General features: G+C 49.6%; 11 protein-coding genes. 3 read left to right on the top strand and 8 right to left on the bottom strand.

All coding sequences use genetic code 11. The features are described 5' to 3' along the window. Positions 1 to 47 precede the first annotated feature (47 nt). Positions 48 to 287: a hypothetical protein gene (locus ACOCLE_RS14750; protein WP_419533108.1), complete on the bottom strand. Its 240-nt coding sequence runs from the start codon at positions 285 to 287 to the stop codon at positions 48 to 50. A gap of 14 nt (positions 288 to 301) precedes the next feature. Here ACOCLE_RS14750 and ACOCLE_RS14745 point away from each other — a divergent pair, with 14 nt between their 5' ends. Further along, a complete protein-coding gene (locus ACOCLE_RS14745; RefSeq protein WP_419532972.1) occupies positions 302 to 1,582 on the top strand; it encodes an ISKra4 family transposase in 1,281 nt (426 codons plus the stop codon). Between the two features lie 8 nt (positions 1,583 to 1,590). On the opposite strand, the gene ACOCLE_RS14740 is transcribed toward ACOCLE_RS14745, so the two are convergent. Beyond that, positions 1,591 to 3,054, bottom strand: a complete 1,464-nt coding sequence (locus tag ACOCLE_RS14740) for a chondroitinase family polysaccharide lyase (RefSeq protein WP_419533107.1) — start codon at positions 3,052 to 3,054, stop codon at positions 1,591 to 1,593. Between the two features lie 142 nt (positions 3,055 to 3,196). Between ACOCLE_RS14740 and tnpC the strand changes: the two genes are divergently transcribed. Continuing rightward, positions 3,197 to 4,702, top strand: coding sequence for an IS66 family transposase (gene tnpC, locus ACOCLE_RS14735; RefSeq protein WP_419532963.1), 1,506 nt, complete (start codon positions 3,197 to 3,199; stop codon positions 4,700 to 4,702). On the opposite strand, the gene ACOCLE_RS14730 is transcribed toward tnpC, so the two are convergent. The 4 genes from ACOCLE_RS14730 to ACOCLE_RS14715 all read right to left on the bottom strand — a co-directional run bounded on the left by ACOCLE_RS14730 (position 4,653) and on the right by ACOCLE_RS14715 (position 10,984). Then, positions 4,653 to 6,164, bottom strand: a complete 1,512-nt coding sequence (locus ACOCLE_RS14730) for a chondroitinase family polysaccharide lyase (protein ID WP_419533106.1) — start codon at positions 6,162 to 6,164, stop codon at positions 4,653 to 4,655. The two genes, tnpC and ACOCLE_RS14730, sit on opposite strands and share 50 nt — an antisense overlap. 111 nt (positions 6,165 to 6,275) lie before the next feature. Beyond that, the gene (locus tag ACOCLE_RS14725) at positions 6,276 to 8,528 is read right to left on the bottom strand and encodes an autotransporter outer membrane beta-barrel domain-containing protein (RefSeq protein ID WP_419533105.1); all 2,253 of its coding nucleotides are present in this window, start codon (positions 8,526 to 8,528) and stop codon (positions 6,276 to 6,278) included. Between the two features lie 60 nt (positions 8,529 to 8,588). Beyond that, entirely contained in the window at positions 8,589 to 9,536 is a 948-nt protein-coding gene (locus ACOCLE_RS14720) for a hypothetical protein (protein WP_419533104.1), read from the bottom strand. A 233-nt stretch (positions 9,537 to 9,769) separates the two neighbouring features. Continuing rightward, a complete protein-coding gene (locus tag ACOCLE_RS14715) occupies positions 9,770 to 10,984 on the bottom strand; it encodes a M20 family metallopeptidase (protein WP_419533103.1) in 1,215 nt (404 codons plus the stop codon). A 265-nt stretch (positions 10,985 to 11,249) separates the two neighbouring features. On the opposite strand from ACOCLE_RS14715, the gene ACOCLE_RS14710 reads away from it, so the two are divergent. Continuing rightward, on the top strand, positions 11,250 to 12,014 hold the full coding sequence (locus ACOCLE_RS14710) for an alpha/beta fold hydrolase (protein WP_419533102.1): 765 nt from the start codon (positions 11,250 to 11,252) through the stop codon (positions 12,012 to 12,014). A gap of 74 nt (positions 12,015 to 12,088) precedes the next feature. Here ACOCLE_RS14710 and maiA read toward each other — a convergent pair whose 3' ends face one another. Then, on the bottom strand, positions 12,089 to 12,715 hold the full coding sequence (maiA, locus tag ACOCLE_RS14705; protein WP_066016441.1) for a maleylacetoacetate isomerase: 627 nt from the start codon (positions 12,713 to 12,715) through the stop codon (positions 12,089 to 12,091). Positions 12,716 to 12,720: 5 nt separating this feature from the next. Then, positions 12,721 to 14,049 (bottom strand): fumarylacetoacetase, encoded by a 1,329-nt coding sequence (gene fahA / locus ACOCLE_RS14700; protein ID WP_419533101.1) that lies wholly within the window; start codon positions 14,047 to 14,049, stop codon positions 12,721 to 12,723. Between the last annotated feature and the right edge of the window lie 49 nt (positions 14,050 to 14,098).

The following is a 14,098-nucleotide window of genomic DNA, read 5'->3' as shown; positions in this document are numbered from 1 at the left end:
AATGCTGTCTGTAAAATAATCACAGACAGCACGTGTTTTCACTTTCCTTACTGAGCTTTCGTCAGTTTGATCTCTGCAGGAATACCAAAGTAGCTGCTGAAGACCAGACTGGTGCAGTCACCGCTGGTAGCAACCTTAACTTTGTCGTTCATCTCAGCCGCCTGCCATGCGCCTTTGATGGTTACTGCAATATCAATGGTTTTTGGCATGGTTTCCTTGGGTGCTCTCTCTGAATGATTGAAACAATAGTGCTCTATTTTCACAGCTACTATGGGAACACCACTCATAATAGTTAACTGTCATGCCCGCTTCTGTTATTTCCAGCTCTACCAAAAGCATCGTTTTGCAAATTGAAGTTTCTATAGATTCAGGCAACATGCTGAATCTTGAAGATAGTTTACAGCGTGCACTCAATGAAGCCGGGCAGCTTGGAACAAAAGAGTTATTGGGGCTATTTGAATCACCCAATAAAGAACCTATCGTCGTTAATCAGCAGAAGTGGAACTACAAAGGAAAGGTTCTTAAGCACTATGAAACCTTATACGGTCGTATACCTTTGGAGCGCTCCGTATATCAGGGTGTCAGAGGTGGCAGTACTCTGGCAGCACTTGATCTTCGTGCCGGTATTATTGGTTCAGCTACCCCCAAATTTGCCAAGTCTATCGCCTGGAAATACAGCCAGATGCCAGCGCCTGCGGTAAAAGAAGATTTTGAGACCAACCATCAAAGGACGCTTTCAAATTCTTATATCAAGCATTTATCGGACAGAGTAGGTGCATTAATTGAAGACCAGCAAGACACTCACTACCACCTTCCTCCACTAAAAGAGCCTGTTGAAACAATAGCCATTGGTCTGGATGGAACCTGCATGCTGCTTTGTGAAGAAGGCTGGAGGGAAGCCATGTGTGGGACATTGAGCCTATATTCTGCAGATGGAGACAGGCTCCACACGATATATACAGCCAGTTCGCCAGAGTATGGTAAACAAAGCTTTATGAGCAAGCTCGACGAGGAGATTGCAGATCTAAAACGACTCTACCCAAATGCCACATACATCGGGGTAGCTGACGGGGCTAGAGAAAACTGGAGTTATTTGAAACAACATACCTCTGGGCAGATACTCGATTTTTATCATGCATCTGAATATTTAGCTGGAGCAGCGGAAGCACTGTTTCCAACCAGTAAGGCGAAGCGACACCAGTGGCTTGAAGACAGGCTACATAGTTTGAAAAACAAGCGTGGAGCAGCCAAAAAAATCCTTCAGGAAATTGAATCAGCCGAGCTCCCGAAAAAGACAATCGCACTGACAGAGAAGCGCTACAAAGCTGTGAGCTATTTTACAAACAATCACCAGTTAATGAATTATCATCAGGCGCTTAAACGCCATTGGCCAATAGGTTCAGGAGTTACTGAAGCGGCTTGTAAGACTCTGGTAAAGCAACGATTATGTGGTTCTGGAATGAGGTGGAAAGCAACAGGAGCGGAAGTGCTTTTGACAACAAGAGCACTGATCCAGAGTAAGGGGCGCTGGGAACAACTTTGGTCTGAGTTCATGACTGGAAAGGTTGAAGCTAACCTATGAGTCAGTTATCAAATTGAGAGAGCACCCGTTTCCTTGGTCAGTCCAAGATCGGTGGTAACGGCGCTGATGGTCATTTCCGTGTCAGAAACCGGGCGGGTCATCACCATGGCCTCACGACTGATGCTGTTGACCACGCCTTCATTAAAGCTTCCACCCGTGAAGGCAACATAACCGGTTACCTGAGAGGTGTTGTCTTTAATAATATGAGCGCTGGCGTCTTTACGAAGTACTTGGTAAGGCTTCTTGCCCGCTTTCATATCGTCAGCCAGTTTAGTCATGGCTTCCGGTGTGGTATCCATCAGCACCAGATATTCATACTCGGCATCACTTGGCGCCTTGCCATGACTAATCCAGGCAACTGAGAAGTCACCTTCCGTTGGCTTCATGGTCTTGTCATGACGGGATGTCTGATGCTGGCGTCGTACGTTCACCTCATCACCCTTGATGACATAGTAACCATTGTCATGGCCATCGATCAGCCAGTCGCCAGCCTTCAGGGTGGCAGCAAACGGGAATTGCTCAACTTTCTTGCCATTAACCCATAGGTCGGCAGACTTCTCTGCAATACCGTGCTGGAACAGCGTGGTTTCGGTTGAGTACTTGGATGTCCGGTTCTTGATATCGCTGCCCAGCAGGATCAGTCGGTCATCAATAGCCATCACAGACTTTCTGGCAACAAAGGAGCCATCAAAGCGGTCCAGGTGGCCCGGCGCCTTGTGTTTGAAGCCAAACAGGCCGTACTTGCCTTCCAGATTGGAACTGCCGCTGAAAGTTTCGCTGGAACGCAGCATGAGCGTATGGCGAATCGGGCTGTTCAGCTGTTCCAGAGGCAGGTGGATAGTTGTGGCGCCCGGGTTACGGTTCCAGTCCCAGCCTTCCTGAGCAAAGCCGTACTCGGTCTGATCACCGAAGGGCTTGATCTGAACCGCACCGTGACTCTGGTAACGGCCGTAGCGGTTATCCCGATAATAGATTTCGGAAGACCAGACATCCTTGTTGTAGGCTTTCAAGGTGACCATCTTGTCCTTGTAACGGTGAATACCGAAGGCTCCGCCGTTATAAGTCCAGTGACCTTCAGGCAATGGCATTGGCTCAAGGTGTCTGCCAAAAATGCCCTGGCTTTCATCAGCTGAACGACTGGTGACTTGCAAGTAGGTGGATGCCAGTTCTTCATCCAGGCTGTCGCCTGTTTCTGGATTACCGGTCATGGCCAGCCATTTGAAAGATTCACGGAAATCCTTCACACCGTAAGGACGGAATGGGTGACGTCCGGCAAGGCCCAGACCAACGGACGGGTTGGAATAGTTCCATGCCGCCATCATGGCACGCTTCAGGTTGGCTCGCCCACCTGCACTTACGGCAAACGGTGAATCCTTCAGCATATAGACCACCTGGGCAGCACCATTAAAGGCTGGGAAAGAGTAACCCGGGTAGTTGCCATCGTGACGCCAGGCCTTACCGTCTGGACGCAAACCGTCGTAATAGCCCGGAGGAGTCTGAGCCAGTGACTGATTAAAGAAGTCACGTAACTATTCAGCACCCTTCATATAAATCTGGAATTTTCTGATTTTTCGACCATCATCTTATACTCAATTTTTCTAACAAATCTCCAGTATGGAACCAGACTTCCCAGCTACTCCGTTTACCGAAGCTCTCCTTAAAGAGAATGAAGAGCTTCGGACCGAGAATGCGCTTTTACGGGAACGTTGCAGCGAACTGGAAGAAAGGGTTAATAAAAACAGTCAAAACAGTAGTAAGCCACCATCGTCAGATGGTTATCAAAAGCCCAGTAAAAAAGGGAGTGATAAAGGTGATACATCTTCCAAAGAAGCCCCCTGCTCCTCACAGGAAACACCGAACCCCAAAAGCCTTAGACCATCTTCAGGCAATAAACCAGGTGGCCAGAAAGGTCATCAAGGCTCTTGTTTGAGACGTGTCGCCTTACCCGATTATGTCAGGCATCTGAAGGTTGAAAAATGTTGCTGTTGCCAGTCTTCGCTTATCGATATTAAACCCACCAAATACATTGAGCGACAGGTTTTTGATCCAGGTAGACCCGGAGAATTTGAAGTTACCGCGTACTGGGCAGACGTTAAAGTATGTCCTTGTGGTAAACGGAACACCGCTGAGTTTCCCCAAGGAGTGAAAGCCGCTGCTCAATACGGAGAAGTGACTCAGGCAATGGCTGTTCATTTAAACCAGTATCACTTCATCCCATATCACCGGGTGTCTGAGTATTTCAATACTATTTATTGCATGAGTGTCAGCGCAGGCTCTGTTGCCAATTTTGTTGCCTATACCCATGAGAACCTGGCCTCTACTGAGCAGAGTATCCGCGATGCTTTACAAGAAAGTCCGGTTGCAGGAGCGGATGAAACTGGCATGCGGGTTGACGGTTCACTGTGGTGGTTACACATTATGCGAGATGACCAATGGACGCTTTACTACCTCTCAGAAAGGCGAGGTTGTGAAGCAATGGATGCAATGGGCATCCTGCTGACTTTTGCAGGCATTCTGGTTCACGATCATTGGAAGTCCTACTTTGCCTATGCGGCAGTGCATGTGCTTTGTAATGCCCATCATCTGAGAGAGCTTCAGGGAGTTGTCGATAGGGATGCGAATAAGCTGGCTCTGCGGCTGATGAAATTGCTTACGCTCTCCTGGCACTTCTGCAAGAAATACAAAGCAGCCGGTCTGACTCAAATGCCTGGTGCAATACAGCTTCGCATTGAGACGATATACGACCAAATCCTTCAAAGGGCTCTCACGAAGGAAACCGCTTATATGGAAAAACAACGACAGGTGCTTGGACGTAAGAAGGTCAGGAATACCAAGGCCTACAACCTGTTCAAAAGGCTTATTGAGTTTAAGGTTGAAACGTTGCGCTTCATGTCGGACTTTTCAATTCCCTTCGATAACAATGGCAGTGAACGTGATGCCAGGATGGCCAAACTTAAGCAGAAGATCTCAGGCTGCTTCAGAAGCGAAGACGGAGGTACCATGTTTACCCGAATCCGAAGCTATTTATCATCTGCTAAAAAGCAGGGGTTGAACATATTTCAGGCGCTTCTTAAAGCGGTTCGAAATTACAACAATACGCCTTTGCTGGGTGCTGAATAGTTACGAAGTCACCAAACTTCTTCAGCAGAGCAACTCGCTCCACCGGGTCAGGGTTGAGCAGCAGCAGCGCCAGATGCTGACGAGCCAGCGTGTTGTAGTAATCCAGGTTGGAGCTTTCTTTGCCCGTTTCCATGCTGAAGCTGGCAATGAATTCGCGGGAGTACCATACCAGGGCATCATACACCGCCTGACGGTGGCCTGCCTCGGACAGAACTTCCGACATCATCATGGCGGAGATATACCACCAGCGGGCACCGTATCCCCAGTGGTGAGTGGTAACCAGACCGCTACCATCAGCAAAACCCTGGTCCATCAGGTGTTCAATCATCAGCAGGTACATGGCCTTGAACTCATCCTTCTCGGCACCGGCTTCAAGGTTGTTCCAGTGACGGGCAAGGTTGAGCATCAGGGCGGAATAGTCAGCCATCAGAACATAGTCGTCCAGTAGCGCCTTATCTTCCGGCTTCAGATGAGCTGGCTGATAGATAACCTGCTGGAACTTGGTATTGACGTGACGGCCACGCAGAGTGCCATCCTCATCCTTTTCGATCTCCAGAGCTGCAAACATTTCACGGAGTCGATCGGGATCATTAATCTTTCTCAGGCCGGTTTCATTGGCTGAGCTGGAGAATACCCGCACCAGTGCATTATGGATCTCATCAACACCTTTCAACTCTTCCGCGGTTGGCGTCGGGAGTACATCTGGCAGGTAAAAGTCGATTTCAGGAACGGTGATACGGGTTTTAACATGATCGTCAGACCACTGATAACGGGCATCGTCCACAGAGAGCATGATACGGTCGATGTAGAAAGTACCGGCCTTCACGCCAGTAGGTGCGCTGAAGCGAATACTGTCCATATCCGGTTTGATGCCGCCCAGCTGAGACATGTCGCCCATGCCCTCATGATCACCGCTGTCACTGATACCAAGACCTTCCATTTCACGGCCCTGGAAATCGTTTTGCAGTGAAAGGCCTACGGTACGCCAGCCCTTGAAATTCAGTTTGACTTCAAAGCCGGCATCAGCAGGCATAAACCCACCCAGACCACGACCCACATCAACGGTCAATACGTCATCAATAGGCTTTTCGTTGTAAATCCAGAAGGAGAGCACCTGTGTGCCTCGACGTCCCCAGGCCTTATAGGCTTCCTGATCGGTCACCAGACGGATAGGCTCAATGACTGAAAAGGTAGAGCCACGAGTCCAGTCCCAACGCAGGGATTGGTCACCGGCAATATAGCGTTTGTCACTTAGAGATAGCTTTGAACCAGAACCGGCATGAACCGTTTCAGGAACTTGATCATCGGTAAATGCGATGATCTTGGATTGCATCACATTAAACGGTGTCGTTTTTTCAGTTTTTGGAGCGGGCTTGGCGATTTCCAGCGCTTGAACTGCACTGACCCCCAGCACCATGGCCACAGCAACCGACAGCTGCTTCAGTTTTCCTGGTGTCTTCATTGATGTATTACGCCAATCATTCTTTATGGAGAACCAGCCCGAAAGAAACCATGGGGCTGGTTTGCACAGATTATTTTGGATCAGCCCGCCGGAAGCAGGCTGTCAGAGATGTTAGAAGCGCCAGTTGGCATTGGCGGTCAGGGCGATATCCTGGTAGTCACCACGGGTGTAGTAAGTCAGGCCTCCACCGACATTCATGCCGGATACCATCTCCATGTCCGCACCAAGACGGGTGTAGAAGCTGTTATCACCTACGCTTTCGCCGGTCATCAGGAAGCGGCCATCATCGGCATCGTTCACCAGACCAGCACTTTCCTGAATCACTTCATCGTTGCTCAGGTCGCGGTAGGCCATCATGGTCAGGGAAGGTGTCAGTGTGCCGTGCTCAGTACGGAAGCTCTGAGAAGCAACAGCACCGATACCGAACTCATTCACCACATAAGACTGGCGGTCAAAGCGGAGTGCGGCAGGTGAGCCACTCTCTTCGTAGTCTTCAACACGGATCCACTGGTAGCCATAGGAAACCTGTGGCTGAATCATCACTTTGTTGAAATCCAGTTTGGTACCGGCAGTAATGCGGTAACCCATCTGATGGCTGGCGTAGTCGGCTTCTGCCTTCTGGTTACCCTCATAGCCGGTGCTGGCGCCTACATAGCGGGTACTGCTGTTGTTGTGGAAGCCCATGTTGAAGCTACCATCGACAAAGAAGCGGTCATTGAACCAGCCGGCGTAGGTCATGAACTGATAAGACTGAACGTCCTTGGTATTGTTGCCACCGGCAATTTCTACGTCGGAGTAGGCCATCGCAGTGGACAAGCCAAACAGTTTGTTATCGTCAAACACACGGTCAAGACCAAAAGAGGCGCCCATCATGCTCAGGTCGTAGCCATTGGTTTCAGCGGCATCTTTCATCTGGGCATCGCTGTAGATCACCTGAGTCCAGCCATTCCAGCCATCGTGGCTGTTACGCAGGTAGCTCTGGTTACGCAGGTAGTTGGTACGGACATCCAGACCACGTTCCATTTGCTGAACCATGGACAGTGCAGAGCGAACCTCGCCACCTTCGGCATCAGGCGTCAGTTCGTCATTCAGTGCGGCGGTCAATTGAGCGTCATTACCACTGCTGGATAGCAGAGCAACCAGCTCACCCATCGGATTTGTTGCTGTTACGTTGTAGGTTGCGGCTTCTTCTTCACCAGCGCCAGCAGCCTGGTTGTACTGGGTCAGAGCGGTAGAAACGATGTACTCACCAGCAGCCATTTCCTGCTCACTGGCACCGCCTTCTTCCAGCAGGGCACAATACGCTTCAGTACTGCCTTCGACATCCTGAGTGACATCTACTTTAACAATGATTTCGGTGCCAGTGGTTTCTCCAGTCAGGCCAGTGGTTTCTTCCAGCCAGCTGTCACCGGTGAGAAGAGGAGAGAGGTTTTCTTCAACGCTTTCCAGCGCGTAGTCAATATCCGTTCCTTTAATTTCATCAGCTTCCAGAACGGTGATCTCCTGACCAACGATGTTATCTATATTGGCGCCGGTATATGTCATGGCGATGGTGCTGCCACTTTTGAAATCTGCAGTGCCTTCAATATCGAGGATAGTATGACCGTTTGCCAGAGCGTCATCACCAATCACAAAACTCATGGTGGTGTCTGAGTTGTTTGTGTAGTCTGTTTCCCAAACAACCGTTCTGTCTTTGCCAACAACTGATAGATGTCCATGGTTTTGTATTGGGCCTGCTCCAGTGATCAGATACCCATTAAATGTGGCAGTTTTATCACCACCATAGGCAAAATTGATTTTGTTTCCGGCCATATTGTTGCCGATTATATTGCCTTCAACCGTACCATTGACGTCAATACGCACATTGGTATCAGCAGTAGAGTAATCAATAGCAATTTCTTTACCCTTTACCAGAGAGCCATCTTTAATCATGACCCCACGGGTACCGCCACCTTCTTTATCGTTGTCGTCAAACCCACCCTCAATGACAATGGCAGTTCCATTCTCACTGATAATGCTGCTGCCACCGTTGACCATAATGTCAAAATCAAGCTGAGCCTGATCACCAAGGTAGATGGCCGAAGCGCCGTTACCTGTCACGGTTACATCATGACCGAGGGATTTGAATACACCGTATTTTGTGCTTGGCTGGCCAATAAACTCCACGCCATTGCCATTGGTAACGTAGACATCTGAGCTAAGCTCGACTTTATCACCAGCGGTATTTTTGGAGATGGTTTCACAAATTGCACCTTCAGGTGCTTGTGGGTCACAGGCTGCCATTGATGATGTTGAGTAGGCAGCAATACTCATGGCAATTGAGGCCGCTAAAAGACTTTTCTTAAATACAGCATTGGATGACATAACAACTTCCCAATAATTTATGTTCGTTTAATCTCGTAAAGCAGAGTCTTTAGCTGACGATCAGAAGTTAAAGTTCAGGCCAAGTTTGAAGTACTTGGTTTTGCTGTCGTCTTTACCAGTGCTGAAGCCTTCCTTGTATTTAATGTCTTCCAGATAGTATTCACCGACCAGACGCATGGCTGTGGTGACCGGATAAGTAAATTGGAATGCATAGCGTGTTACTTTGCTTAACTGATCTGAGCCTTCAGGCATGCTTGGGCTGACATACCACTGTTGACGTTCACCCCAGCTGAGTGGGTAACGAACATAAGGCTGGATGCTCAGGCCATTGGCAAACTTGTGATAGTAGTAAGCACGGGCCTGGCTGGACCAGTTACTGCCACCGACACCCCAGTCACTGCCTTTATCTGCGAGGCGGCCAAAGTCATAAAGAGAAACGGTAATTCGGGAGTCGTTAGAGAAGTAATAACGGATACCTTCTTCGATTTCCCAGGTGTAAGCGTCGCTGTAGATGGACTCCAAAGTACCACTTTTCACCGATTCGCTGGTTTCTTTCATCATCTGGAAGGACCAGTCACCCCAGAGTCCCCAGTTGCCTCCCAGGGACAGGATATGGTTCAGTTCCAGGCCATAAATGTCGGTCATCAAGCGACCGCCATTGCTGCTTTTGTAAAGGGTCTCATCGCGACGGATTTTAGCCTCCGGTTGAATCCAGCCATTTTCGAAACGGAAACGGTAACCTGCGCTCAGGTCGGTACGGCTATAGCGCTGGCCATTGTCATGGTTACGCTTTCGAGTACCGATATCGAAATACCAGTTCGTGCCATCCGGGTTGATGGTCATATCCAGTCGTGGGCCGTCGTAGTTGTAGTCACTGCCGTAATCACCCACTTCGTAGCTGGTGGTCAGGCTGATTTTGGCGGCATTTGCACTGGAGGCCATGGTCATGGCAGTCAGGCCAGCGAGAACGCTGTAACCAATAGACTGGATTCCGGATTTCATTTTCATGCTATTTCGAGAGGCCTGTTATAAATTGAAAATATTTTGCAGGCTATAATACTTACGAATCCTTTCCTTATGTTGATTTGTGTCAAGAAGGGGTAAGGAATACGTTTGAAAAGAGAACAAAAAGAAGGGTTTTGTTTATGCGTACTATTATTTGAAAGATTTTGTGTTTTTGTTTTTTTTCTTTTGTGGGCTCATTGATGATTGATGAGCCCTGGTTTCATTATCTTCTTTTTTTATCGGCTGATGGTTTCTGCCAGGTTGATCAGCACATTACGCAGCAGTGTCAGACGAGGCTCGATGGAGTCCAGAACCAGAAACTCGTTACGGCTGTGCATGGCTCCACCAATAGGGCCCAGACCATCAATCGTTGGCACGCCAAGCGAGCCTGTCAGGTTGGCATCGGAACCACCACCTACTGCCTGCCAGGTAATGTTCAGTCCCATATCCTGCCCGGTCTTTTCAATCAGGGCCATCAGCTTTTCACTGCCCTCATTCGGGGTAAATGCCGGTTTGTGGGCTTCACGGGTCAACTCAATTTTAATGCCACGCAGTGACGGATTTTCCAGCATGTGCTGGATCTTCTTTTCCAGACGGGCGTAGTCATCGTTATCCCAGAAACGGATATCCAGGACAGTGGACGCGTAGTCAGGCACGACGTTACCGGCAGAACCGCCCTTAACAACACCAAAGTTCAGTGTGGTACCAATTTCAAAGTTGGTTTCCTGGTTCAGTGTGGTGATCCAGTGCGCCAGCTCAGTAATGGCAGAAATACCTTTTTCGGGCTCATTACCGGCGTGAGCCGCTTTGCCATTGAACTCGACTTTGTAAGAGGCCATGCCTTTACGGGCTTTCACCAGAGAGCCATCAGCACGGGCCGCTTCGGCCACCAGCACATAACGGCTCTTGCTGGCAATGCTCTTGAGCCAGTCGCCGGAGAAAATAGAGCCGACTTCTTCATCCGGGTTCATGCAGACACAGATGCTCAGGCGATCAGCAACATCTTCTGGTAGCTGGCTGATGGCTTTAAACATATTGAGCTGGCCGGATTTCATATCGGCAACGCCTGGACCGTAGGCTTTTTCACCATCGTGGGTCAGGGACCATTCAGCCACCGTTCCTTCCGGGAACACAGTATCCAGGTGTCCGATCAGCATGATGTCGTATTCTTCGGCGTCCGGCTTATTGGTCGCCAGCAGGCCCGGGCCTACTTTTTCATCAAAGGTGTGACGGGTTACCTGCCAGCCAAGGCTCTGGTATTTCTCGGTCATGATATCAGCAACCTTGCTGACACCAGCGGGGGTCCAGGTACCACAATCGACGTTAATCAGTGGCTTCAGTTCTTCCAGATACTGGTCCAGATTGAAGTGTTGATCACTCATGATGGCTTCACTTTCCTGTTTTTGGGTTAGGTCGCTTACCGGAACAGAGACAGCGGGGACGATCATCATGAATATACCCATCGCCTTTCAAGCTGCTACTTTGTTGGCAGCATTCGCTCACCATGGTCACATAGTATTCCTATGCTCCCATGGCTTCGCTCATTTGCCGCCGCGTAGCAACGTAAAATCCATTGGGTATAAGCCGCTGGCTTTTCTGGCAAAGCTCAATTTATGATCTTTGTATCAAATGCAGAGGCGGTTGTACGTACGTTTAGGTAGAATTCCTGATCAGTATTTACCGTTCGTTAGCAACAGTTAGAGAAGCACTGAAGACATGAAATTGTACGCAAGGCAACAGGGGCAGGGCGCTGATGTCATCAGCCTTCATGGCCTGTTTGGCTCACAGGAAAACCTGGGGATGATTAGCCGGGGGCTTGCTGAATCATTTCGTGTTCATGGGCTGGATCTTCGAAATCATGGTCGTTCTCCTCATGGTGAGGCGATGAACTATCAGGCCATGGCCGAAGATGTTCTGGAATATATGGATGACAACCAGCTTGAGAAAGTACATTTGGTTGGTCACTCCATGGGTGGCAAGGTGGCGATGACCATTGCGCTGATGGCCCCGGAGCGCGTTACAAAGCTGGCGGTGATTGATATTGCACCGGTGACATATCAGGAAAGGCGGCACGACAGTATTCTTGAGGGGTTGTCGTCCATGCCTTTGGATACGCTGACAAGCCGCACTGAAGCGGATCGGTTTCTGGAAACCTATGAGCCGGAAAAAGGGGTGCGTCAGTTTCTGCTGAAAAATCTCTATCGTGATGAGCAGGGAGCCTATCACTGGCGGGTGAACCTTCCTGCGATCATTACCCACTATATGGAAATCCTTGCCGGGCAGCAGTCTGACAGCGGTTTTGCCAGTGATACCCTGTTTATTAAGGGAGGTGAGTCTGACTATATCTTGCCAGAGCATCGTGAGCAGGTGCTGTCACTCTTTCCATCGGCATCTATGCGGGTGATACCGGGAGCGGGCCACTGGGTTCATGCCCAGAAACCAGAGCTGGTGACGCGAATGTTGTTACGATTTCTTGGGTGAGGTTCTCAAACCACAAAGTTCCGCCGGTGTTGTCGGGAACATTCACCGGCGGTCTTAGTGGTTAGGAAAGTCTGTTACACCGCATCCGGCTGATTTTCCGGTGCTGCATCAATAAACGCTGGCTGCATATTACAGTGCTTGTAGATTTCATGGATTCTGGGGAAATCTGTCATTTCCACCTTAAAACGCAGGGCGTTAAATACCTGTGGTACAAGGCATATGTCGGCTATAGAGGGCTGTTCCGAGCAGCAGAAAGGCTGGTCATCCAGCTGGGCTTCTAACGCGGTAAAGCCAGTGTGAATCCAGTGCTTATACCACTGTGTTTTGGCATCATCACTCACCGCCAGTTCCTGCTGCAGGTATTTCAGTACCCGGAGGTTATTGACAGGGTGTATGTCACAGCTGACCTGATAGGCGAGACTGCGCAGCTGGGCTTTTTTCCATGAATCTCCGGGAATGATGGAGCGTTCCGGGAAGGTCTCCTCCAACCACTCAATGATCGCCAGAGACTGGATGAGAATTCCTTTATCAGTGGTTAATGTGGGTACCAGTCCCTGAGGATTGATTTTTTTGTAATCTTCCGAGTTCTGCTCACCTTTCAATAGGTTGATGCCCGATTGTTGATAATCAAGCTCTTTAAGGTTCAGAGCAATCCGCACCCGATATGCAGCCGATGAGCGGAAGTAGCCGTAGAGTTTCATCGTATTTATTCTCCAATATCCGTCCGGGCAGGCAGAATGGTTGCCTGTACTTCGCCGAAGCCGATACGGGCATGTCCGGCTTTTTCACACCAGCCTTTGAAAATGACAGTATCTCCATCTTCGAGGAATGTTCTTGTTTCACCATTGGGCAGGGACAGCGGTTTTTTTCCACCCTGGGAAAGTTCCAGCAGTGAACCCGCTTCTTCAGGCCTGGGGCCTGACTGCGTGCCGCTGCCAAATAGATCGCCGGGCTGGAGGTTGCAGCCATTCACGGTATGGTGAGCCACCATCTGGTTGATGGTCCAGTACGAGTGACGGAAGCTGGATTGTGACAGTTGCGCAGGTATGTCTCCTTCCTGATCCATCTGTTTGGTCAGCAGGTGAGCAGAGAGCTGAATATCAATGGAACCCTGCTGGCGGTTTTTCTGGGAGTCAAGGTAAGGCAGTGGCTGCGGATCACTGGCGGGGCGATCAAAGCTGGTAAGGTAAGGCACCAGTGCCTCCAGAGTGACAATCCAGGGGGAAACGGTGGAAGCAAAGCTCTTGGATAAAAATGGCCCCAGAGGCTGGTACTCCCAGGCCTGAATATCCCGGGCGGACCAGTCATTAAACAGGCAGAGACCAAATACGTGCTGGTCGGCCTGATCCAGCTTTATCGGCTCTCCCAGGGCATTGCCAGAGCCAATGAAAATACCCATTTCCAGTTCATAATCAAGCCGCTTACAGGGACCGAAAGCGGGGGTGTCGGCATCGGGAGCTTTGGTTTGGCCGGAGGGACGGTGAAAATCCTGACCAGATACATTAACAGAAGATGTACGACCATGGTAACCAATGGGCACCCACTTGTAGTTGGGCAGCAATGGATTATCAGGTCTGAACAGTGAGCCAACGCTGGTGGCATGATAGATGGACGTATAAAAGTCGGTGTAATCGCCGATCTGGCAGGGCAGTTGGTATTCCACCGTATCCATATCAACCAGGCATCGCGACAGTTCAGCTTCTTCTGCGGCCCCTTTGCTCAGGGCTCTGGATAAAGCTCGTCTTAATGACGACCAGTGCTCAATACCCAGCCCCATAAATCGGTTCAGGGTTTCATCACAGCAGGCTTCCAGAGCCTCCCAGTCTTTCCCCGAAGCAACGCTGGTCTGGGAAACAGCAGCAAGATCCAGAACCTGGTCGCCAATGGCTACGCCTGCTCGAAAAGATTCACCACTGTCTTTACGTCTGAAGATAGCAAACGGCAGGTTTTGAATAGGAAAGTCACTGTTTTTGTTATTGGCCGATGCAACCCAGCTGGTCAGGTTTACATCATGTGTTTCATTAAGTGTCAGCATGATGAGCTCTATGTCTCCGGCGTAAGTTAGAAAAACGACAAGTTTCTTA

Source organism: Endozoicomonas sp., from assembly GCF_965196975.1.
Lineage (GTDB): Bacteria > Pseudomonadota > Gammaproteobacteria > Pseudomonadales > Endozoicomonadaceae > Endozoicomonas.
Note: the sequence above shows the minus strand (reverse complement) of the source record. Positions and strands in the feature narration are given on the sequence as shown.